Genomic DNA, 21,505 nt, shown 5'->3' with positions numbered 1-21,505 from the left:
GCCCCGACCCGGCCGTGACATCGGGCCGGGGCACAATCCGCGGATGCTCATGTATCCGCATATCGACCCCATCGCCCTGCAAATCGGGCCGGTGGCCATCCACTGGTACGGCCTGACCTACCTGGCCGCGTTCGCGCTGTTCTATTTCCTCGGCACGCGCCGCCTGCGGCACGAGCCCTTCCGCACACTGGTGGGGGCTGGCGTGTGGCAGCGCCGGGACATCGAGGACATTCTTTTCCTCGGCGTGATGGGCGTCATCGTCGGCGGGCGGCTGGGCTACTGCCTGTTCTACAAGCCCGAGTTCTATCTCACGCATCCGCTCGAGATCCTCTACGTGTGGCAGGGCGGCATGAGCTTCCATGGCGGGCTGCTCGGCGTGATCGGCGCGATGGTGTGGTTCTCGCACTCGCGCAAGCGTCCTTTCTGGCAGGTGATGGACTTCGTAGCACCCTGCGTGCCGACGGGCCTCGCGGCCGGCCGCGTGGGCAACTTCATCAACGGCGAGCTGTGGGGGCGCTTCAGCAGCCCCGACCTGCCCTGGGGCATGGTGTTTCCGCAAAGCGGTTCGATGCTGCCGCGCCATCCTTCGCAGGTCTACCAGTTCCTGCTCGAGGGGCTGCTGCTCTTCGTCGTGATGTGGCTCTATGCGCGCAAGGAGCGCAAGCAGGGGCAGGTGGCCGCGGTATTCCTGATCGGCTACGGCGTGCTGCGCTTCGTGGCGGAGTACTTCCGCGAACCCGACGACTTCCTGGGCCTGCGCGCGCTCGACCTGAGCCAGGGGCAGTGGCTCAGCATCCCGATGGTCGTCGCTGGCATCGCGCTGTGGTTCTGGTTCGGCCGCACCGGCGGCAAGACAGCCACCGCCCGCGCCTGAGCCTTCGGAGGGCTCGTTGAGCCCTAAGTTTTCAGGGTAACTACCAGCCGCGCATTCGATGCGCGGCACTTGCATCGGACCGGATGCAGGCTCAGAATTACGCGTAATTACAGGAAATTATGCGGTCCTGATCCATGCGCCTGGTCCCCAACTCCCTGCACGACGAAGTCGCCGCCACGCTGCGCGAGCAGATCTTCGACGGTTCGCTGGCCCCCGGCAGCTTCGTCGATGAAATCGCCCTGTGCGAGCGGCTTTCCATCTCGCGCACGCCGCTGCGAGAGGCGCTCAAGGTGCTCACCGCCGAAGGCCTGCTGCGGCACGAGCCGCGCCGCGGCTGCTTCGTCAACGAGGTGACCGAGCGTGACCTCGACGAAATCTTTCCCGTCATCGCTCTGCTCGAAGGCCGCTGCGCCTACGAGGCCGCCCGCAACGCCAGCGACGCCGAACTGCAGGAGCTCGACGCGCTGCACGAGCGGCTGGTGCGCCACGCGAAGGCGAAGCGCATCAACGACTACTACGCGACCAATCACATCATCCACGAGGCGATCATCAAGCTGGCCGACAACAAGTGGCTGGCGCAGGTGATCGGCGACCTGCGCAAGATCCTCAAGCTCGCCCGCCTGCAGCAGCTGCATGCGCCGGGGCGGCTCGAGCAGAGCCTGTCGGAGCACCTGGCCGTGTTCGCGGCGCTCAAGGCTCGAGACAGCGAAGGTGCCGACGCCGCCATGCGCACGCACCTGACCCGGCAGCGCGAGGCGCTGCGCGAGGTCGCGCGCCAGCAGAAATCCAGGGTGATGTCGTGACAACCCCCTCAAGCATTGGAGTGCCCCGATGAGTGCGACCGAATGGTTCCAGGCGCGACTGCGTTCTGGCGAGAAGTCGAAGGTGCCGGTGGCACCGGAAGGCGCGGCGAAGAGCGCGCCGAAGAATGCGCCCAAGCCCAGTGCGCGCACGACAGCCGAGCGCCTGCAGGCCACGCTGCGCAAGGCCGACGAGGCCCTGTCGCCGCGCGCGCTACGCCGCGTGCTCACCGACCTCCAGGCCGTAATCGACCCGCGCGTGAGCGAGGTCGAGGGCGGCCGCCGCGCGCATGCCATCGCCGACGCCTACCGCGCCGCCACGGCCGACGAGCGCCGCGACTACTGGTCGCTCATGAGCGAGCATTTCGCAGCCGATGCGCAAAAGCTCAAGGCCGCCCGCGACCAGCACCAGGCAGCCGTCGGCACGCCCGACGAAGGACAGGCCGAGCTGCGCTTGCGCCGCGCGCTGGTGTCGCCGCGCATGCGCCTGCTGCAGCGCTTCGCTGTCGAGCCCGAGGGCATGCGCTTTCTGGTGGACCTGCGCGCCGACCTGCTGCCGTGCCTGAAGGCCGACAAGCGCTTGCTCGCGCTCGACGCCGAGCTCGAGCAGCTCTTCTCCACCTGGTTCGACGTCGCCTTCCTCGAGCTGCGCCGCATCGACTGGGATTCGCCGGCCTCGCTGATCGAGAAGCTCATCCGCTACGAGGCGGTGCACGACATCAAGAGCTGGTCCGACGTGAAGAACCGGCTCGACGACAGCGATCGCCGCTGCTACGGCTTCTTCCATCCGCGCCTGCCCAACGAGCCGCTGATCTTCGTCGAGGTGGCGCTGGTCGACCGCATCAGCGCGGGCATCACGCCGTTGCTCGACGAGGCTGCCGTGCCGGTACCCGCCGCCCGGGCCACCACCGCCATCTTCTATTCGATCAGCAACACGCAGAACGGCCTGCGCGGCGTGAGTTTCGGCGACTCGCTCATCAAGCGCGTGGTCGAGACGCTGCAGGACGAGCTGCCGCGCCTGAAGACCTTCGCCACGCTCTCGCCGATCCCGGGTTTCCGCACCTGGCTCGCGAAGAACGCTGCCGACCTGCTGCCGCGCCTCGAGAAGCGCGAGGCCGAGATCGGCCGTCTCGTCGGCTCGCTGCCGCCGACCGCCGAGCGCCTGCTCGCGGCGGTGGACGCGGCCGCCACCTTCGACGCGAAATCGCCGCTGCGGCAATGGCTGCTTCAGGCGGCCGCCGAATATCTGGGCCGTGCATTGGTCGACGGCACGCCGGCCGACCCGGTGGCGCGCTTCCACCTGGGCAACGGAGCGCGCGTCGAGCGCCTGAACTGGGCGGGCGATCCGTCGCCCAAGGGGCACAAGCAGTCCTACGGGCTCATGGTCAACTACCTCTATGACCTCAAGCGCCTGGACAAGCATCGCACCTGGCTTGCCGAGGGCAAGGTGGCAGTATCGGGAGACGTCGAGAGCCTGTATTTCAAAAAAGGCTGAAGTCCGTCAAAGAGGAAGTCGAAGCAGAGCAAAGAGCCGGTGCACCGATGGCCGGCAGCCGCACGGGGCGGCAAGATCCACAACGACACACAGGAGATGAGACAAATGAATCCAAGCTTTCAGCGCCGCGACGTACTGCGCGTGGCCGCCGCCGGGGCGGCCGTTCTGTGCGGCGCCGCGCGGGCCCAGCAGGGCTGGCCGACGAAGCCCGTGACCATGATCGTGCCGTTCCCGGCCGGTGGCGGCACGGACGCATTCGCGCGGCCGCTCTCGGGGCAGTTCTCGCGCGTCGCGGGGCAGACGCTGGTCATCGACAACCGCGGCGGGGCAGGGGGCACGCTGGGCGCCAGCATCGCCGCCAAGGCGCCGGCCGACGGCTACACGCTCTTCATGGGCGCGGTGCACCACGCGATCGCGCCGTCCATCTACCCGAAGCTCGACTACGACATCGAGAAGGACTTCGCGCCGCTGATGCTGCTGGCCAACGTGCCGCAGGTGGTGGTCATCAACCCCAAGCGGGTGCAGGCCAACACCATCCAGGAATTCATCGCGCTGGTGAAGCGCAACCCCGGCAAGTTCAACTACGGCTCGGCCGGCTCGGGCACCTCGCACCACCTGGCGGGCGAGCTCTTCAAGATCCAGACCGGCACCTTCATCACGCACATTCCGTACCGCGGCGCGGGCCCGGCGCTGTCCGACCTGATCTCGGGCAATGTCGACCTGATGTTCGACGGCCTGGGCTCTTCGGCGCAGCACATCAAGAGCGGCCGCATCAAGGCGCTGATGGTGGCCGGCACCAAGCGCAACCCCGCCTTTCCCGACGTGCCCTGCGCCGCCGAGGTGGGCCTGCCCGAGTACACCGTGACCACCTGGTACGGCCTGTGGGCGCCCAAGGGCACGCCGGCCGACACGCAGACGCGCGCCATCGACGACATGAAGAAGGCGCTGGCCACCGATGACTTGAAGGGCATCTGGGCCCAGAACGGTTCCGAGATCCCGAACCTCACCACCACCGCCTACGGCAGCTTCGTGAATGCCGAGATCAAGCGCTGGGCCGCGGTGGTGAAGGCGTCGGGCGCCAAGCTCGAATGACGACGGAAAGCTCCATCTCCCTGCGCCGCGACGGCGCCGTCGCGGTCGTCACGCTGTCGAACGCGGGGCGCCTCAATGCCATGACGCGCGCCATGTGGCGCGAGTTGCGCGCCGTGTTCGACGGCTTGCGCAGCGAAGGCGACAGCGCCTTGCGCTGCGTGGTCGTGCGCGGCGAGGGCGGCGCCTTCTGCGCGGGCGGCGACATTTCCGAGTACCCGTCGTTCCGCTTCGAAGAGCCCAGCCTGCGCGAATTTCACGAGAACGAGGTCTGGGCCGCGCTGCAGGCCATGCTCGACTGCTCGCTGCCGCTGGTCGCGCAGATCGAAGGCGCCTGCATGGGTGCGGGCATCGAGATCGCCAGCTGCTGCGACATCCGCCTGGCCGGCGCTTCCGCGAAGTTCGGCGCGCCCATCGCGAAGCTCGGTTTCCCGATGGCGCCGCGCGAAGCCGCACTTGTGCATGGCGCCATCGGCGACGTGCTCGCGCGCGACATGCTGCTGGCGGCCGGCGTGCACGGCGCGCAGCGCCTGTACGACGCGGGCTTCCTGCTGCAGGTGCTGCCCGACAACGAGGTGGCGCTCGCAGCGCAGTCGCACGCCGCGCGCATTGCCGTACTCTCGCCGCAGGCCGCGCGCCTGCACAAGGCCACCTTTGCCGAGCTGCGCGCCGGCGCTCCCTCGGCCCACGGCCTGCTGGCCACGGCCTACGATTACGCCGATTCTGCGGAACACCGCGAGGGTATAGCCGCCTTTCTCGCCAAGCGCACTCCGAATTTCTGAAGCCAAGCAAGCAATCGTCCGAATGAAGAAGACCGCCAACGCCAACCTGTTCGCCGCCCTGCGCGCGGCCTTTCCCGCCGACCTCGACGGCATCGCCGTCGAAACCGACAACGGCCTGTTCTATTCCTGGCGCGACGTCGAACGCGCCAGCGCCATGATCGCCAACCTGCTCGACGCGCTGAAGCTGGAGAAGGGCGCGCGCATCGCGGTGCAGGTCGAGAAGTCGGTCGAGGCGATGCTGCTGTATCTCGCCACGCTGCGTGCCGGCTATGTGTTCCTGCCGCTGAACACCGCCTACCAGAGCGCCGAGATCGAGTACTTCATCGGCAACGCAGAGCCGGCCGTGGTGGTGTGCACCAGCCGCAATGCGTCGTGGGTCGCGCCCATTGCCACCGCGGCAGGCACGAAGCACGTCTTCACGCTGGACGACGACCGCACCGGAACGCTGCTCGACGTGGCCGCCCAGTGCAGCGACCAGCACGTGCCGGCGCAGCGCAAGGCCGACGACATGGCCGCCATCCTCTACACCAGCGGCACCACCGGCCGCAGCAAGGGCGCGATGCTCACGCACGGCAACCTGCTGTCGAACGCCGAGGTGCTGAAGGACTACTGGGGCTGGACCGACGGCGACGTGCTGATCCACGCGCTGCCCATCTTCCACGTTCACGGCCTGTTCGTCGCGCTGCATGGCGCGCTGCTCAACGGCAGCAAGATCCTGTGGTTCGCGAAGTTCGATCCGCAGCGCGTCGCGCAGAAGCTGCCCGAGGCCACGGTGTTCATGGGCGTGCCCACGCTGTACGTGCGGCTCCTGGCCGAGCCGGGCCTCACGCGCGAGGCGGTGCGCAACATGCGCCTGTTCGTCGCGGGCTCGGCGCCGCTGCTCATCGAGACCTTCGACGAATGGCGCGAGCGCACCGGTCACACGATTCTGGAGCGCTACGGCATGAGCGAGACGGTGATGCTCACCTCCAACCCCTACAAGCCGGAGCAGGGCGAGCGCCGTGGCGGCACCGTCGGCTTCGCGCTGCCTGGCGTGCAGCTGCGCGTGCGCGACGACAGCGGCCGTGACTGCACCACCGACGAGATCGGCAACATCGAGGTCAGCGGCCCCAACGTGTTCGCGGGCTACTGGCGCATGCCCGAGAAGACGAAGGAGGAGTTCACCGCCGACGGCTTCTTCAAGACCGGCGACGTCGGCAAGATCGACGGCCGCGGCTACATCACCATCGTCGGGCGCAGCAAGGACCTGATCATCAGCGGGGGCTACAACGTGTACCCCGCCGAGATCGAGGGCTACATCAACGAGATGGCCGGCGTGGCCGAGAGCGCCGTGGTCGGCGTGCCGCACCCCGACTTCGGCGAGGTGGGCGTGGCCATCGTCATCCCCAAGGCGGGCGCCGCGCTCGACGGCGACGCCATCGTGGCGGAGCTGAAGTCGAAGCTCGCCAACTTCAAGATTCCCAAGCGCTGCTTCGTGGTGCCGGAACTGCCGCGCAACGCCATGGGCAAGGTGCAGAAGGCGCTGCTGCGCACCGAGCACAAGGGTCTGTTCGCGGCCTGAGCCGGGTCAGGCCGAGGAGGGCACGAGTCCGTTCATCAGCCCGCTGCCCGCGTGGCAGTTGACGTACTCGTAGCTCTGCTCGTCGGCCTTGAGCACCGACACCTCGTGGTACACGCGCAGCTGCAGCTGGAAGTTCAGCGCCTGCACGTAGCGCATGAAGCTGCCGAAGATCGCGACGTGCGTCGGGTGCGACTCGGCCCAGCGCTCCATGTCGGCCAGCGAACGCCACCAGCTCAGGCCGAACGACTTCTGCAGCGGCGAGCCTTGCGCGTCCAGGTAGCGCATGTAGCGGTTGCTGTAGCAGCCGATGGGCAGGCCCTGGTCGCGCAGGAAGTCCATGCCTTCGCGCAGCACGGGCTCCATGTCTTCCAGGTAGAGCTTGCGTTCCTGGCCGGTGGTGTCGCTCCACTCCTGGCCGGAGCGGATCATCGCGATGTTCTCGTGCCCCGCGATGCGCACGCGCTGACCCGGAGCCGGCGTGCCCGCGATCACTGCGCGCGTGCCCGAGGGCGCCATCGCATCGGTCTGCGACAGCGGAATGCGGTCGCGCATCGAGCCCCAGTAGCCGTGCTCCTGCAGCTCGCCGCTGACGCTGCCCATCACCACGCCCACGCCCTCGAAACGGTCGGGCGTATTGAACATGGTCTCGAAGTGCTCGACGCGCGGCGAGGCGATCTCGCGGAAGTAGCCGAGGCCCTCCGTGAGCCGCTCGTCGGAGCGCCACCAGGCGTCGACCGCCGGCGTTGCGCACCAGCGGGCGTACGCGACAGGGTCGCTCCAGTAGGCGATGGCGACCATGTTGTCGAAGCCTTGCGCGTCGACGTAGTGCGTCAGGTCGTGATGGCCGGGGCCGTCGGGCAGGGCGAAGTCGCGCGCGATCTTCATCAGCGCGGCGCAGGCGCGGCCCTGCATCTCGGGGCCGCGCGACTGCACGCCGAAGAAGCCCATCACGACCTGCTTCACCGAAACCGGGGCGCGGGCCGACCATACGGGGTAGGGCGGCACGTAGTCGTCTTCCACGCGGCGGTGCCGCGTGCGGGGGCACTTCAGGTGCTCGGCGATGGCGGATTCCATGGCGTGCCTCCGGTGGTTCAGGCCGCGACCGGCTCGGTCGCGCTGCTCTCGGGTTCCGGCGAAGGCAAGGGCGATGGCGACTGCTGCACCACGACGGGCTCGCGGCGCGTTTTGTTGAGCAGCAGCTGCGTGACGTCGGGCCGCGAGTAGTGGCCGCTGGGGTCGGCAGCTGCCTTGGCGAGCGAGATCATGCCGAGGTCGATGTCGGCGACGACCAGGCCTTCCTCGTCTTCCGCAAGCGGCGTTCCCAGCGGCGAACCGTCGGGCGCGTAGATGCGCGCGTAGCCGCCGCCGGTGCGCAGCATCTGCTGCTTGCCGGCATCGGTGCACATCAGCTCGCTCATGGCCTTCGACACGGTGGCGCAGGGCGCGATCACGAAGCACTGGCCCTCGGCCGCATACACCTGGCTCGCCGCGTTGTTGACCTCGGGGCCCAGCGCGTAGGCTGCGCCCCGGTAGAGCGAGAAGCTCGGCCATGCACCGCAGTGGATCTGCTCGTTCTGCGAATACATCGCGTACTTGCTCAGCGGCTGCAGGTGCTCCCAGCACGAGAGAGAGCCGATGTTGCCCAGCGGCGTCTCGACCACGGCGAGGTCGGAGCCGTCGCCTTCGCCGAACACCGTGCGCTCCACGTGCGTGGGCTTGAGCTTGCGCCGCGTCTGCACCGTGCGGCCCTGGTCGTCGATGAGCGCCTGCGCGATGTAGAGGCTGCCGGCAGCCTTTTCGCTGTAGCCCAGCGACACCCAGATGCCCAGCCTGCGCGCAGCATCGCGGATGCGGTCGAACTCGGCCGAGCCGACAACCAGCGAGTTGTCGTGGTAGCGCTGCACGAACTGCATGCCCCAGGCCGGCGAGTCGAGCCAGATCCACCACGGGTAGCCGGGCACCCAGGTCTCGGGAAAGGCGATGAGCTTCACGCCCTGTTTCGCGGCTTGCGCCATGAGGTCGATGGTCTTGTCGATGGTGCCGTCGAGGTCGAGGAACACGGGGGCGGCCTGCACTGCGGCAACGCGCAGCTTGGGATGGACGGTGGTCGGCATGAAGGTTCTCCAGATGCAATGAAAGTAACGGGACGTCCGCCGCAGGCACCGGGTTTGCGCTGTGGCATGCGGGTTGCTTGAAGCGTAGATTCGCGCCGCCGGAACGCCTTGACCCGGTTTGGCGGCGTTCTTGTTCCAGCGTTGCACACACTTCTCCTGTTCGTCGCCCTGGCTTTCCGAGGACTTCCGATGACCCAGCTGCTCAGCACCGACGCCGTCCCGCGCGACCAGCGGCTCGCCTACTGGACCGACATGATCTGCAACGTCTACGTGCAGCTGGGTTGCGACCCGGTGTGCGAGGGCGATCCGGGCGATTTCGAGGGAAGCATCCGCCAGCACACGCTGCCGGGGCTCGACGTGTCGGTCGTCACATCGAGCCCGCAGAAGGTGATGCGCACGCCGGGGCATATCTCGCATTCGAGCGACGACTACTTCCTCGTGAGCATCCAGGCGCGCGGCCGCGGCGTGGTGCGGCAGGATGGACGCGACGCGGTGCTGTCGGCAGGAGACTTCGCGCTGTACGACAGCACGCGGCCGTATCAGTTGCTGTTCGACGAGTCGTTCGAGCAGATCGTGCTAAAGCTGCCCGGCGAGCGCCTGCGCAGCGAACTGCGCGACACCGAGGCGCTGACGGCCACCACCGTTTCGGGCCGCGAGGGCGCGGGGCATCTGCTGCTGGGCATGATCCGCACGCTGCGCGAGGACATCGACACGCTGCAGCCGGCCTCAGCCCTGGCGGTGGCCAACGGCGTGCAGAACATCCTGGTGGCCGGGCTGCAGACACTGCCGGCCGCGAGCGCACCATCGATCAGCAACCTCGCGGCGTATCACCTGGCGCGCGTGAAGCGGCGCATCGACGAGCAGCTCGCGGACCCATCGCTGTCGGTGAGCACGCTGGCTGCTGGGCTGGGCGTGTCGGTGAGCCACATCCATCGCGCGTTCAGGAGCGAGCCGCTCACGCCGTCGCAATACATCTGGGAGCGCAGGCTCGAGGCATGCAGCCGCGACCTGCTGGAGCCGCGCCTCGCGGGCCGCCCGGTGGCCGACATCGCCTATGGCCGGGGATTCAACGACGCGGCGCATTTCAGCCGCGCGTTCAGGGAGCGCTTCGGCTGCTCGCCGCGCGAATGGCGGCAGCAGCGCACGCAGTAGCGGACGGGCTTACTGAACCAGCAGCACCGTGGTGTTCGTCTCGGCGATCACCTTGGTGGCGACCGAGCCCATCAGCGCGCGGCCCAGGATGCCGTGGCCATGCGTGCCGAGCACGATCAGCCCGGCCTGCGCTGCGGCCGCCGACTTGAGGATTTCCTCGGCGATGTGGCCGTGGCGCGCGTCGATCGTGTAGTTCGCGATGCCCTGCGCGGCGAGTTGCGCCTTCACGGGCTCGATCACCTTGGCGCTTTCCTCGGCGTAGTACTCGGAGACGATCTCCTTGCTGAGGTGACGCGTGACGTGACCCGAGATGCCGGTGCACACATGCACGATCACGAGCTCGTGGCCGTCCACGAACATGGCGCGGTTGGCCACAAGATAAGCCAGCGCCTTCTGCGTGTAGGCACTGCCGTCTACTGCGATGAGGATTTTCATGGCGCCGTTATACGGCGCGGGTCGCGCGAGCGGCAACGAGTCGCACCTCGTGCCGAAGGGCTTTGCGCCTTCCAGGAATCAACGTGCGGGGATCAGCCGCGCAGGCCCTTCCAGAGCATGTAGGCAGCCAGCATGTAGAGGATGCTCGCGAACACGCGCTTGAGCTTCTTCACCGGCAGGTTGTGCGCAGCCTTCGCGCCCAGCGGCGCGGTGACCACGCTGCACAGGGCGATCACCGCCAGCGCGGGCAACCAGATGTAGCCGAAGGAGCCCGCGGGCAGGCCCTGCACCGACTGGCCGCTGACCGCATAGCCCAGCACGTTCGCCACCGCGATCGGAAAGCCCAGCGCCGCGCTGGTGGCCACCGCGTTGTGGATGGAGATGTTGCACCACGTCATGAACGGCACGCTGATGAAGCCGCCGCCGGCGCCCACGAGGCCCGAGATGAAACCGATGGCGCCGCCCGCCGCGAGCTGGCCGCCCGTGCCCGGCATCTGCCGCGTGGGGGCGGGCTTCTTGTCGAGGAACATCTGCGTGGCCGAGAAGCCCACGAAGAGCGCGAAGAAGATCGCCAGCGCCGTGCCCTTGAGCAGCGAGAACACACCCAGGCTGCCCACCAGGCTGCCGATGACGATGCCGGGCGCGAGCCGCCGCACGATCTCCCAGCGCACCGCGCCGCGCTTGTGGTGCGCGCGCACGCTCGACACCGAGGTGAAGATGATGGTCGCCATCGAGGTCGCGATGGCCATCTTCACCGACAGGTCGGCTGGCGCGCCGCGGTGGCCCATGATGATCGTGATGAAGGGCACCATCAGCATGCCGCCGCCGATGCCCAGCAGGCCTGCGAGGAAACCGGTGCCGAGCCCCAGGGCGGCGAGTTCGGCGATGAGGATGGGGTCGAGCAGGCTGGAGACGTTCACGGAAATTCTGTATCGCAAAAAGCAACGGCCCCGAGCAGTGTGTGCAGGGGGCCGTGGCGGAATTAGGTGTCTGCAAGTGGGCGCCGGACTCGCATCCTGAACCGGGGTTCAGGTGGGCGAGGGCAGCAAGACTTCGGGTTCATCTGACGCGAGATGATCACACCCGTCGAGCGATTTACCAAGCCCGGCTCCGTAGAGCATTGGAACAAGGACATATAAAGCCCAACGCGCACCGCAGACAGATCGGATTTTACGCTCCGTCCCGCGGCCGGGGAACCCGTTCAGAGCAAATGTCCATCGCCCGCCAGGGCCTGATCGAGTCTTTGAATGAGTTGGGCGGCCTTGGGGTCGGTCTCCGTGGTATCGGGTACTGCCGTCGGAGCGGGTGTGGAGGGCGCAGAGGCTGTAGAGGCCGTAGCGGCCTGTTGCGCCGCGAGGTCGAATGCCAGGTTCAGCGATGCCAGCACCGCGATGCGGTCGCGGGCCTTGACTTTTCCCGCGTCGCGGATCTTGCACATGGCGGCATCCACGCGGTCGACGGCTTCGCGCAACTGCGCCTCGCCGCCATCGGGACAGCCGAGCAGATAGCTCTGTCCCATGATCTGTACTTCAATCTGCTTCATGCGGGGGAATCTTCGGAAGGTGGTTCAGCCGGCAACCGTTCGAGCAGGGCATCGAGGCGCGTGCGGGCCGCGACGAGCCGCGACTTCAAGGCGTCGCGTTCGCGCGTGAGCGCATCGACCTGTTCCTGCAGCAGCGCGTTGGTGCGCTGCACCTCTTCGTGACGCACGAGCAGTCGTTCGACGCGCTCGGCGATCTGATCGATGGGGCTGGAGGCGGGCATGGTTGGCGATTGTAGTTTCCCGGGGAGGCGGTCCCGCCGAGGCCGGACGCGCTGCCCGGCGTGGCTGGGATTCTGCGGCTTTGCAGCCTGCCGATCAAACCCTCCGGGGTCTTTTCAGGCCTCGCTCAGCCGCACGTAGGTGGCCAGCAGCGCGCTCTTGGCGACCACGCCCAGCAGCACGGGGTTGGCGGCGCTTTCGATCACCGGCAGCCGCTCGCCCAGATGGTCGAGGAAGCGCTGCAGCGCCTCGCCAAGGCCGGTATCGGCGGTGACCGGCAGGATCGCCTGCGAGAGCAGGGCGCCGGCCGTCGTCTCCTGCGGCGCCGTACCGAGCGAAGAAAGCGGCACCACGCCGAGATAGCGGTTGTCCGCGTCCACCACGTACAGGTACTTCACGGGGTACTGCAGGAAGAGCTTGCTCATGGCCTCGCGGTCCGCCTGGGGCCCGACCACCGTTTCGGCCGGCTGCACCAGGTCGCGCATGTGCAGCCCGCGCAGGCGCATCTGGTCGTCGCGCTGCGCGTTGCGGTGCAGCGTGATCTCGTACATCGAGCCCGCGTTGGCCGAGCGCGCGACGAAGTACGCGATGACGCTCGCGGCCATCAGCGGCAGCATGACCTGGTAGCTCAGCGTCATCTCGAAGATCATCAGGATGGCCATGAGCGGTGCCTGCGTCGCGCCCGCCAGGAAGGCTCCCATGCCGACGATCGCGTAGGCGAAGGGCGCCGAGCTCGCCGCCGGCCACAGCGCCTGCACGCCCTGGCCGAACAGCGCGCCGATCATGCAGCCGAAGAAGAGCGCCGGCGTGAACACGCCGCCCACCGCGCCCGAGCCGGCCGTGGCCATCGTGGCGACCGCCTTGGCGAGCAGCACCATCGCGATCAGCGTCCATGCCCATGGCGTGTGCAGCACCGAATTGACCACGCTGTAGCCGTTGCCCCAGACCTCCGGCATCGGCACCGACAATGCGCCCATGATGAGCCCGCCAAGCGCCAGCCGCCAGGGCAGTGCGAGCGGCAGCCGCGAGAAGAGCGCCCGGCTGCCCTGCAATGCGCGCAGGAACCCGACCGCCGCGAAGCCCAGCAGCACGCCGAGCACGCAGAACAGCACGACCTCGGTGCCGTGGATTTCCGGAAACGGCGGCATCCTGTAGGGCGGCTGGTAGCCCGGCAGCGCCCGCATCGCGACGTTGGCGACCACCGAGGCGATGATGATCGGCCCCACGCTCTCCATCGCGATGGAGCCCAGCACGATCTCCGCGACGAAGAAGGCTCCGGCGATGGGTGCGTTGTAGGCGGCAGTGAGGCCCGCCGCCGCGCCGCAGGCCACCAGCAGCCGCAGCCGTTCCGTCGGAAAGCGGAACACCCGCCCGAGCAGCGACGAGGCCAGCGCCGCCAGCTGCACCATCGAGCCCTCGCGCCCGATCGAGCCGCCGGTGCCGATGCTCACCAGCGACGACGCGCTGCGCGCCAGCGTCTGTGCCACCGGAATGCGCCCGTCGCCGAGCACGATGGCTTCCATGTAGTCCGACGTGGCGCTGCGCTCGGCCACGCGCTTCGCGAGCACCAGCAGCAGCCCCGCCACCAGCCCGCCCAGCGTGGGGCAGGCGATGCGCGCCCACCACGGCAGGTGCCTGGCCATCGCAACGAGCCCTTCGCCCGGCCCGAGCACCAGGTGCTCGAAGGCCAGCAGCGCGGCGCGGAACAGTTCGGTCGCCAGCGTGCCGAGCAGCCCGGCCACGATCGACCACAGCAGCATCGACTGCCAGCCCGAGACACCGAAGAGGCGCTGCAGCGCCGAACGCAGATTCAGGAAGATCGAGGCGGGCCGCATATGGCCTTCGATATTAGCGGCGCCGCAACTTTCGACTTAAGCGGCGCATGGCAGGACATAGAATTCCGGGCGTTGGTGCTCGCGCCGTGGTTCGCACGGCGCAGTTCAACGGGAAGCAGGAGTGGAAGCCGCCGACCTCATCGTGTCGGACCAGGGCCGAAGCCGCCTGCGCTGCCCCCGCAACGGTCAAGCAGACGGCGCCGCAAGGCGCCAACTCCTTTCCATCGAAGCCACTGGACGCCCTGAAACAGGCGTCTGGGAAGGCGGAAAGGAGCCGTTCTGCCAGCCCGGATACCGGCCAACAAGGCGGCTGCCGCATGCGTCGAACATGAATGCGTGCGCGGCCATTGCGCCCAGGCGCTGGCGGGGAGGCCGGCCAGGGGTATTGACGTTCGTTCGCTTGATTCATGATTTCCCACGTTTGCTCTTTCCGCGGCCGCGCTCCTGCGCGCCGTTTCCGCCACGCCTGCCTGCCGCTGGCGCTGGTTTCCGCCTTCGGCGGCCTGGCCCATGCGCAGGAGGCTTCCACCCTGCGCGAGACCGTGGTCACGGCCAACCGCACGCCGCAGGCGCTGTCCGAGCTCGTGGGAGACGTCTCCATCGTCGACAGCAACGCCATCGAGCGCAGCGGCGCGACCGGCGTGGCCGACCTGCTCTCGCGCCTGCCCGGCATCGAGATCTCGCGCTCGGGCGGCGTGGGCAACACCACCAGTCTCTTCATCCGCGGTGCCGAGACACGCTTCACCGCCGTGTACCTCGACGGCGCGCGCATCGACTCGCAATCGACCGGTGGCGCCGGCTGGGAAGGCATTCCGCTCTCGCAGATCGACCGCATCGAGGTGCTGCGCGGCCCGGCCGCCGCGGTGTACGGCTCCGACGCCGTGGGCGGCGTGATCCAGCTCTTCACCCGGCGCGGCGAAGAGGGCGTGTCGCCCTACGCGGGCATCGGCTTCGGCAGCAAGGGGCTGCGCAGGATCGAAGGCGGCGTGAGCGGCAAGTCGGGCCTCTTCGACTATTCGTTCGGCGTCGCGCATGAAGAAAGCAAGGGCTACAACGTGCAGCCCGTGAGCAAGCGCAACGTGACCAAGGACGGCTTCACCAGCCCCGACCGCGACGGCTACAACAGCACCTCGGGCAACGTGAAGCTGGGCTACCAGATCACGCCCGACCAGCGCATCGAGGCGACGCTGCTGTCCAGCGCCGTCAAGGCCGGCTACGACACCACCGTGCCGTCCAAGACCAAGCTGCCGATCCTGTTCGCCAACGACATTTCGAGCAACACGCTGCAGACCGCCGGCCTGACCTGGTCGGCCAAGTGGAACAACGTCTACAGCACCCGCGTGCAGGTGACCGACTCGCAGTCGGTCTACAAGACGCAGCCTTCGTTCTATCGCACCGAGACGAAGCTGCGCGGCTACCTGTTCCAGAACGAATTCCGCTTCGGCCCGCACCTCGTGACCGCCACGCTGGAGCGCCGCGAGGACGCCCTGCAGAACGCGCCCACCACCACCTCGAAGCTGCTGTCGCGCGACCGCTCGCAGGACGCGATTTCGCTCGGCTACAGTTTCGTGCAGGGCCCGCACTCGCTGCAGCTGCATGTGCGCCACGACAAGGACAGCGAGTTCGGCGGCAAGACCACCGGCAGCGCGGCCTATGGCTACGCCATCACGCCATCGCTGCGCTTCACCGCATCGGCCGGCACCGCCTTCCGCGTGCCCACGCTGTACCAGCGTTTCAGCGAATACGGGCTGGCCACGCTCAAGCCCGAGTCGAGCCGCAACCTCGAGCTGGGCCTGCAGTACACCGAGGGCGCGACGCAGTTGGGCATCGTGGCCTACGCCAACCGCGTGCAGAACCTGATCGTGTTCGACAGCTCGGCCAAGGGCTGCGTTTCTTCCATCGGTTGCTACGCGAGCACGGCCCGCGCGCGCTACCAAGGTGTCACGCTCTCGGGCAGCCATCGCATCGGCGACGTCACGCTGCGCGGCTCCTTCGACTTCCAGGACCCGCGCGACCTTGCCACCCACAACCTGCTCGCGCGACGCGCGCAGCGCCACGCCACCATGGGCGCAGACTGGCGCATCGCCGGCTGGACGCTGGGTGCCGAGGTGCAGACCTCCAGCCGCCGCTACGACGATGCGGCCAACGGCGTGAAGCTGGGCGGCTACACGGTGCTGAACCTGTCGGCCACCACCCAGATCACGCGCGACATCAACCTGGTCGCGCGCGTCGACAATGTGGGCAACAAGGACTACCAGTTCGCGCGGCTGTACGCCAATGCCGGCCGCACCGCCTACGTCGGTCTCAAGTGGACGCCTCACTAAGCAGCCAATCCTCCCAGCCGGGCGGTACCGCCGGTGCCGCTGCGGCCTCGTGCGCCGCCGTGCTGGTGGCAGCCCCGGCCTCGGGGCAGGGCAAGACCACGGTCGCGGCCGCGCTGGCCCGGCTGCATGCACGCCAGGGCCGCCGCGTGCGCGCCTTCAAGTGCGGCCCCGACTTCCTCGATCCGCACTGGCTGGCGCTGGCCACCGGCGCGCCGGTGCATTCGCTGGACCTCTGGATGACCGGCGAGGCCGACTGCCGCGCGCGCCTGCACGCGGCGGCAGTGGAGTGCGACCTGCTGGTCGTCGAAGGCGTGATGGGCCTCTTCGACGGCACGCCCAGCGCCGCCGACCTGGCACAGCGCTTCGGCCTGCCGGTGCTGGCGGTGATCGACGCGCACGCCATGGCTGGCACCTTCGGGGCGCTGGCCTATGGCTTGCAGAATTTCCGCGCCGGCCTGCCGTGGGCTGGCGTGCTGGCGAACCGCGTGGCGAGCGAACGGCACGGCGCCATGCTGCAGGAGGCGTTGCGCGACCCCTCGCAATGGCTCGGCGCCTTACCGCGCGATGCCCGCTTCGTGCTGCCCGAGCGGCATCTGGGTCTCGTGGCGGCCACCGAGCTCGGCGATGCGATGGCCCGGCTGGACGCGGCCGCCGACGTGCTGGCCGACACGCCGCTGGGCCGGATGCCCGTCGGCGAGCTGCCGCAGGTGCGCTTCGAGGCTCCTGCATCCGACGAGACGCAAGCCGTGCCGCCATTGCTGGCCAGCCGCACGATTGCCATCGCGCGCGATGCGGCGTTCTCGTTCATCTACCCCGCGAATCTCGATGTGCTCACCGCGCTGGGCGCCAGGCTGAGCTTCTTTTCGCCTCTTGCGGGAGAAGCCTTGCCGTCCTGCGACGCCGTCTGGCTGCCCGGCGGCTACCCCGAGCTGCACGCGCAGGCCCTGTCCGCCTGCGCGCCGATGCGCGAATCGCTCGCCGCGCATGCCGCGTCCGGCAAGCCGATCTGGGCCGAGTGCGGCGGAATGATGGCGCTCTTCGACGAGCTGGCCCTGCAGGACAATGAACAGGTCCACCGCCTCTGGGGCCTGCTGCCCGGCCGCGTGACCATGCAGAAGCGGCTGGCCGGCCTCGGCCCGCAGCAGCTCGCGATCGGCAGCCATGTCCTGCGCGGTCACACCTTCCACTATTCGAGCTGCGAGACGCCGCTGGAGCCGGCCGCCCGCACGGCCCGTCCCGGCGCGACGCAGGCCGTGGGGGCGCGCGCCGGCGAGGCGCTCTACGTGCACGGCCCGGTGCGCGCGAGCTATTTCCATGCGTGGTTCGCTTCCAGTCCGCAAGCCACGGCCCGCCTTTTCGGCGCCATGCCCATCGAGTTGGAGAGCCATGCCGCATTCGACCAAGCCTGAGACCGTGGTGCACGAGTTCATCCTCGGCGGCCAGAAGAGCGGCAAGTCGCGCCGCGCCGAACAGCGCGCCATCGACTGGCTCGCGGCCGACGCCCGCACGCACCGCGCCGTGCTGATCGCGACCGCGCAGGCCTACGACGACGAGATGCAGGAGCGCATCGTGCGCCACCAGGCCGACCGTGCCGGGCGCGTGCCCGGCATGCGCACCATCGAGGAGCCCGTCGAGCTCGCGCGCGCCATCGTCACGCAGAGCTCGCCCGAGACGCTGGTGGTGGTCGACTGCCTCACGATGTGGCTCACCAACCTGCTGATGCCGATGCCCTCCGAAGACGCCCGGCCCGTGACGCGCACCCCGGCGACGCACATCGCGATGCTGCTGGTCGCGCTGCGCGACGCGTCCGGGCCGGTGGTGCTGGTGGGCAACGAGATCGGGCTGGGCGTGATTCCGCTGGGCCGCGAGACGCGTGCCTTCGTCGACGCGCTCGGCCGGCTCAACCAGGACGTGGCCGCCGCCTGCGCCCGCGTCACGCTGATGGCGGCCGGCCTGCCGCTGAGCCTGAAGACACCCGCCGCATGAACTTGAAGAAGATCCGCGCGCCTCTGGCGGCACTTGGGCTGAGCCTTTTCGCACTCGCCGCGCATGCGCTCGACGTGGTCGACGAGCGCGGCGTTTCGGTGAGCCTGCCGCAGCCGCCTCAGCGCATCGTCTCGCTGCTGCCTTCGCTCACCGAATCGGTCTGCGCGCTCGGCGCCTGCGACCGGCTGGTGGGCGTTGACCGGTACTCCAACTCGCCCGAGCAGGTGAAGGCGCTGCCGCAGCTCGGCGGGGGCATCGACCCGAACGTGGAAGCCATCGTCGCGCTCAAGCCCGACGCGGTGCTGCTGGCAAAGTCCTCCCGCGTCACCCAGCGGCTGGAGGCGCTTGGCATGAAGGTGCTGGTGCTCGAACCCAAGAGCCATGCCGACGTGCGCCGCGTGCTCGACAAGCTCGACCAGGTGCTGGGCACGCACGAGGCGCCGAAGGTCTGGCGCGTGATCGACGCCAGCGTGTCGGCCGCCGCGCAGTCGGTGCCGGCGACCGCGAAGGGCATGCGCGTGTATTTCGAAGTCAACAGCGCGCCGTATGCGGCGGGCGAGTCGTCGTTCATCGGCGAAACGCTCGCGCGGCTGGGCGTGAAGAACATCGTGCCGGCTTCGCTCGGTCCGTTTCCCAAGCTCAACCCCGAGTACGTGGTGCGCGCGAATCCCGACCTCATCATGGTCAGCGTGCGCAGCGCCCAGGGGCTGGAGCAGCGACCCGGCTGGGGCGGCATCCGCGCGGTGCGCGAGGGGCGTGTCTGCCGCTTCAGCGCGGAGCAGTCCGACGTGCTCGTGCGTCCGGGCCCGCGCATGGACGAGGCCGCCCGGCTGATGGCGCAGTGCCTCACGGAAAAGGGGGGGCGTCGATGAGCGCGACGGCCGTCAGGCACACGGCCCACCTGCGCCGCGTGCTGCTGCTCGGCGCCGGCCTGCTGGTGCTGGGCGCGGCGCTGATGCTGCTGGGCCTGGGCATCGGCAGCACCGGTTTCGAGAGCCTCATCGCGGCGCGCCACGACCCGGTGGCGCTGCAGATCGTGTGGGACATCCGCCTGCCGCGCACGCTCGGCGCCTGGCTTGCAGGCGGGCTGCTGGGCCTGGCCGGCGCGGTGGCGCAGGGGCTCTTTCGCAATCCGCTGGCCGATCCGTACCTGCTGGGCAGCGCCTCGGGCGCATCGCTGGGCGTGGCGGTGGCGCTGCTGATGTTCGGCGGCTCGGCCGCGAGCACGCAGTGGGTGATGCGGCTCGGGCTCACCGGCGCGGCCTTCCTGGGCGCGGTGCTGGCCGTGATGCTCACGCTGATGCTGGCGCGCGGCGTGCAGCAGACGCTGCGGCTGCTGCTGGCCGGCGTGATCGTGGGTGTGGTGCTCGGCGCGGCGAAAGACCTCATCACCATCGCCTCGGCGGACATCCTGCAGGCCATACAGGGCTTCATCCTCGGTAGCACCGGCCTCGTCGGCTGGAGCGCCTGTGCGGTGATGGCCATGGTCGGCGCGGCCTGCCTGCTGGCGGGCTGGGCGCTGGCGCCGGTGCTCGACGGGCTCGCGCTCGGCGAGGCCACCGCGCGCAGCCTCGGCCTGCCGCTTGGCGCGATGCGCGCGGCGCTGGTCGTGGTGCTCGCACTGGCCACCGGCGCGGCAGTAGCCCAGACCGGGCTCATCGCCTTCGTCGGCCTGGCGGCGCCGCACCTGGTGCGCTCGGTCGTCAAGACCACGCATGCGCGGCTGATCGTGCTGTCGGCGCTGATGGGCGGGCTGCTGCTGATGGCGGCCGACCTGCTGGCGCGCTGGCTGATCGCGCCGCAGGAACTTCCGGTGGGCGTGCTCACGGCCGTGCTGGGCGGCAGCTACCTGCTGTGGCTGATGCACCGGCGCAGCGCGCGCGGAGGCGTGGCATGAGCCGCAACGACACGCCCGCCGCACTCGAGGCGCGCCGCCTGAGCGCCACGCTCGGCACCGCCGAAGTGCTGCACGGCATCGACCTGAAGCTGCCGGCCGCGCGCTGGACCAGCATCGTCGGCCCGAATGGCGCGGGCAAGTCGACGCTGCTCAAGGCGCTGGCCGGGCTGCTCGCGCATCGCGGCGAAGTGCTGCTGCTGGGCGAGGCGCAGGACAAGGTGCCCGCTCGCGTGCGTGCCCGGCGTCTTTCCTGGCTCGGCCAGAGCGGCACGGGCGAGGGAAGCGCGGACGACCTGATGGTCTACGACGTCGCCATGCTCGGCCGCCTGCCGCACCAGCGCTGGCTGGCCACGCCCGGCGAGGCCGACCGAGAGGCGGTGGAGCGCGCATTGCGCAGCACCCAGGCCTGGGACTGGCGCGACCGTCCGCTGGGCCAGCTCTCGGGAGGCGAACGCCAGCGCGTGCTGCTGGCACGCGCGCTCGCGGTGGAGGCCGAGGTGCTGCTGATGGACGAGCCGCTTGCCAACCTCGACCCGCCGCACCAGGCCGACTGGATGCAGATCGTCCGCGCGCTCGTGGCCAAAGGCCGCACCGTGGTCAGCGTGCTGCACGAACTGCCGATGGCGCTGGCAGCCGACGAACTGGTCGTGATGAACCAGGGCCGCGTCATCCATCACGGCACCTGCGACGACGCGGCCACCCATGCCGCGCTGGAGCAGGTCTTCGACCACCGCATCCGCGTGCACCGCGTGGCGGAGCAGTGGATCGCGCTGCCGAAGTAGCCGCGCGGCCACACCAAAAAACACAGGACATCTCTCCATGCAGATCGAAACTCCCCCCAGCGAAAAGCCCTACGAAAAGCCCGAGGGCGAGCGCCGCGGCATCGTCATCGTCAACACCGGCGACGGCAAGGGCAAGAGCACGGCCGCCTTCGGCCTCGCGCTGCGTGCGCACGGCCGTGGCAAGGCCGTGAAGATCTACCAGTTCATGAAAGTGCCGACCGCGCGCTTCGGCGAGCACCGCATGTTCGAGCAGATCGGCATTCCGATCGAAGGGCTGGGCGACGGCTTCAGCTGGAAGAGCCAGGATCTGGAGCGTTCGGGCCAGCTCGCGCGCGACGGCTGGGAAAAGGCGAAGGCGGCGATCCTGTCTGGCGAGTTCTTCCTCGTGGTGCTCGACGAGATCACCTATCCGCTGATCTACGGCTGGCTGCCGCTCGAGGGCGTGCTCGAGACCCTGCGTGCGCGGCCGAAGCACGTGCACGTGGCGCTCACCGGCCGGCGCTGCCCGCCCGAGATCATCGAGCTGGCCGACACCGTGACCGAGATGACGCTGGTGAAGCACGCCTTCAAGGCCGGCATTCCCGCGCAGCGCGGCATCGAGGACTGAAGAGGAATTC

21 protein-coding genes and 1 riboswitch are annotated in these 21,505 nt (G+C 69.0%); of the genes, 14 read left to right on the top strand and 7 right to left on the bottom strand.

The window, feature by feature from the left end; translation table 11 throughout:
- Nucleotides 1-43: 43 nt before the first annotated feature.
- The 6 genes from lgt (at nt 44) to SFB74_RS18175 (ending at nt 6,601) form a co-directional block, all read left to right on the top strand.
- Nucleotides 44-874, top strand: coding sequence for a prolipoprotein diacylglyceryl transferase (lgt, locus tag SFB74_RS18200; protein WP_432725628.1), 831 nt, complete (start codon nt 44-46; stop codon nt 872-874).
- Between the two features lie 134 nt (nt 875-1,008).
- Entirely contained in the window at nt 1,009-1,677 is a 669-nt protein-coding gene (locus tag SFB74_RS18195) for a GntR family transcriptional regulator (protein WP_093202514.1), read from the top strand.
- A 28-nt stretch (nt 1,678-1,705) separates the two neighbouring features.
- Entirely contained in the window at nt 1,706-3,169 is a 1,464-nt protein-coding gene (locus SFB74_RS18190) for a malonyl-CoA decarboxylase (protein ID WP_432725627.1), read from the top strand.
- A gap of 105 nt (nt 3,170-3,274) precedes the next feature.
- On the top strand, nt 3,275-4,261 hold the full coding sequence (locus SFB74_RS18185) for a Bug family tripartite tricarboxylate transporter substrate binding protein (protein ID WP_093202509.1): 987 nt from the start codon (nt 3,275-3,277) through the stop codon (nt 4,259-4,261).
- Nucleotides 4,258-5,040 (top strand): enoyl-CoA hydratase/isomerase family protein, encoded by a 783-nt coding sequence (locus SFB74_RS18180; RefSeq protein WP_432725625.1) that lies wholly within the window; start codon nt 4,258-4,260, stop codon nt 5,038-5,040. Before SFB74_RS18185 ends, SFB74_RS18180 begins: the two co-directional genes overlap by 4 nt.
- A 22-nt stretch (nt 5,041-5,062) precedes the next feature.
- Nucleotides 5,063-6,601, top strand: a complete 1,539-nt coding sequence (locus SFB74_RS18175) for a malonate--CoA ligase (protein WP_432725624.1) — start codon at nt 5,063-5,065, stop codon at nt 6,599-6,601.
- A 6-nt stretch (nt 6,602-6,607) separates the two neighbouring features.
- Here SFB74_RS18175 and SFB74_RS18170 read toward each other — a convergent pair whose 3' ends face one another.
- Both SFB74_RS18170 and SFB74_RS18165 read right to left on the bottom strand, forming a co-directional pair.
- Nucleotides 6,608-7,675 carry a phenylacetaldoxime dehydratase family protein gene (locus SFB74_RS18170; RefSeq protein WP_432725622.1) on the bottom strand — a complete coding sequence of 356 codons (1,068 nt, stop codon included), beginning with the start codon at nt 7,673-7,675 and terminating at the stop codon, nt 6,608-6,610.
- A 17-nt stretch (nt 7,676-7,692) separates the two neighbouring features.
- Complete coding sequence (locus tag SFB74_RS18165) at nt 7,693-8,715, bottom strand: carbon-nitrogen hydrolase family protein (protein WP_432725621.1); 1,023 nt, start codon at nt 8,713-8,715, stop codon at nt 7,693-7,695.
- A 189-nt stretch (nt 8,716-8,904) separates the two neighbouring features.
- On the opposite strand from SFB74_RS18165, the gene SFB74_RS18160 reads away from it, so the two are divergent.
- A complete protein-coding gene (locus SFB74_RS18160) occupies nt 8,905-9,867 on the top strand; it encodes a helix-turn-helix domain-containing protein (RefSeq protein ID WP_432725620.1) in 963 nt (320 codons plus the stop codon).
- 9 nt (nt 9,868-9,876) lie between these two features.
- On the opposite strand, the gene SFB74_RS18155 is transcribed toward SFB74_RS18160, so the two are convergent.
- From SFB74_RS18155 to SFB74_RS18135, 5 genes are all read right to left on the bottom strand, one after another.
- The gene (locus SFB74_RS18155; protein WP_432725619.1) at nt 9,877-10,302 is read right to left on the bottom strand and encodes a universal stress protein; all 426 of its coding nucleotides are present in this window, start codon (nt 10,300-10,302) and stop codon (nt 9,877-9,879) included.
- Between the two features lie 92 nt (nt 10,303-10,394).
- Nucleotides 10,395-11,222, bottom strand: coding sequence for a sulfite exporter TauE/SafE family protein (locus tag SFB74_RS18150; RefSeq protein ID WP_432725618.1), 828 nt, complete (start codon nt 11,220-11,222; stop codon nt 10,395-10,397).
- A gap of 281 nt (nt 11,223-11,503) precedes the next feature.
- Nucleotides 11,504-11,845 (bottom strand): cell division protein ZapA, encoded by a 342-nt coding sequence (locus tag SFB74_RS18145; protein ID WP_432725617.1) that lies wholly within the window; start codon nt 11,843-11,845, stop codon nt 11,504-11,506.
- Nucleotides 11,842-12,066 (bottom strand): hypothetical protein, encoded by a 225-nt coding sequence (locus tag SFB74_RS18140; RefSeq protein ID WP_019652365.1) that lies wholly within the window; start codon nt 12,064-12,066, stop codon nt 11,842-11,844. Before SFB74_RS18140 ends, SFB74_RS18145 begins: the two co-directional genes overlap by 4 nt.
- A gap of 114 nt (nt 12,067-12,180) precedes the next feature.
- Nucleotides 12,181-13,899, bottom strand: coding sequence for a ClcB-like voltage-gated chloride channel protein (locus SFB74_RS18135; RefSeq protein WP_432725615.1), 1,719 nt, complete (start codon nt 13,897-13,899; stop codon nt 12,181-12,183).
- A 56-nt stretch (nt 13,900-13,955) separates the two neighbouring features.
- Nucleotides 13,956-14,216: riboswitch (cobalamin riboswitch) on the top strand.
- Nucleotides 14,217-14,306: 90 nt separating this feature from the next.
- Between SFB74_RS18135 and SFB74_RS18130 the strand changes: the two genes are divergently transcribed.
- The 7 genes from SFB74_RS18130 to cobO are packed head-to-tail and all read left to right on the top strand — an operon-like array spanning nt 14,307 to nt 21,495.
- A complete protein-coding gene (locus SFB74_RS18130) occupies nt 14,307-16,223 on the top strand; it encodes a TonB-dependent receptor domain-containing protein (protein WP_432725613.1) in 1,917 nt (638 codons plus the stop codon).
- Nucleotides 16,208-17,632 (top strand): cobyrinate a,c-diamide synthase, encoded by a 1,425-nt coding sequence (locus tag SFB74_RS18125; protein WP_432725611.1) that lies wholly within the window; start codon nt 16,208-16,210, stop codon nt 17,630-17,632. Before SFB74_RS18130 ends, SFB74_RS18125 begins: the two co-directional genes overlap by 16 nt.
- Nucleotides 17,610-18,209, top strand: a complete 600-nt coding sequence (locus SFB74_RS18120) for a bifunctional adenosylcobinamide kinase/adenosylcobinamide-phosphate guanylyltransferase (RefSeq protein ID WP_432725610.1) — start codon at nt 17,610-17,612, stop codon at nt 18,207-18,209. Before SFB74_RS18125 ends, SFB74_RS18120 begins: the two co-directional genes overlap by 23 nt.
- The gene (locus SFB74_RS18115; RefSeq protein WP_432725609.1) at nt 18,206-19,081 is read left to right on the top strand and encodes an ABC transporter substrate-binding protein; all 876 of its coding nucleotides are present in this window, start codon (nt 18,206-18,208) and stop codon (nt 19,079-19,081) included. Before SFB74_RS18120 ends, SFB74_RS18115 begins: the two co-directional genes overlap by 4 nt.
- Nucleotides 19,078-20,106 (top strand): FecCD family ABC transporter permease, encoded by a 1,029-nt coding sequence (locus SFB74_RS18110; RefSeq protein WP_432725608.1) that lies wholly within the window; start codon nt 19,078-19,080, stop codon nt 20,104-20,106. Before SFB74_RS18115 ends, SFB74_RS18110 begins: the two co-directional genes overlap by 4 nt.
- Nucleotides 20,103-20,888, top strand: a complete 786-nt coding sequence (locus SFB74_RS18105; RefSeq protein ID WP_432725606.1) for an ABC transporter ATP-binding protein — start codon at nt 20,103-20,105, stop codon at nt 20,886-20,888. Before SFB74_RS18110 ends, SFB74_RS18105 begins: the two co-directional genes overlap by 4 nt.
- A gap of 37 nt (nt 20,889-20,925) precedes the next feature.
- Nucleotides 20,926-21,495, top strand: a complete 570-nt coding sequence (gene cobO, locus SFB74_RS18100; protein ID WP_019652373.1) for a cob(I)yrinic acid a,c-diamide adenosyltransferase — start codon at nt 20,926-20,928, stop codon at nt 21,493-21,495.
- Nucleotides 21,496-21,505 lie beyond the last annotated feature (10 nt).

Origin of the sequence: Variovorax xiamenensis, assembly GCF_050916385.1 — a bacterium.
Taxonomy (GTDB): Bacteria; Pseudomonadota; Gammaproteobacteria; order Burkholderiales; family Burkholderiaceae_C; genus Variovorax.
This window is presented reverse-complemented; position numbering and strand designations above follow the sequence as displayed.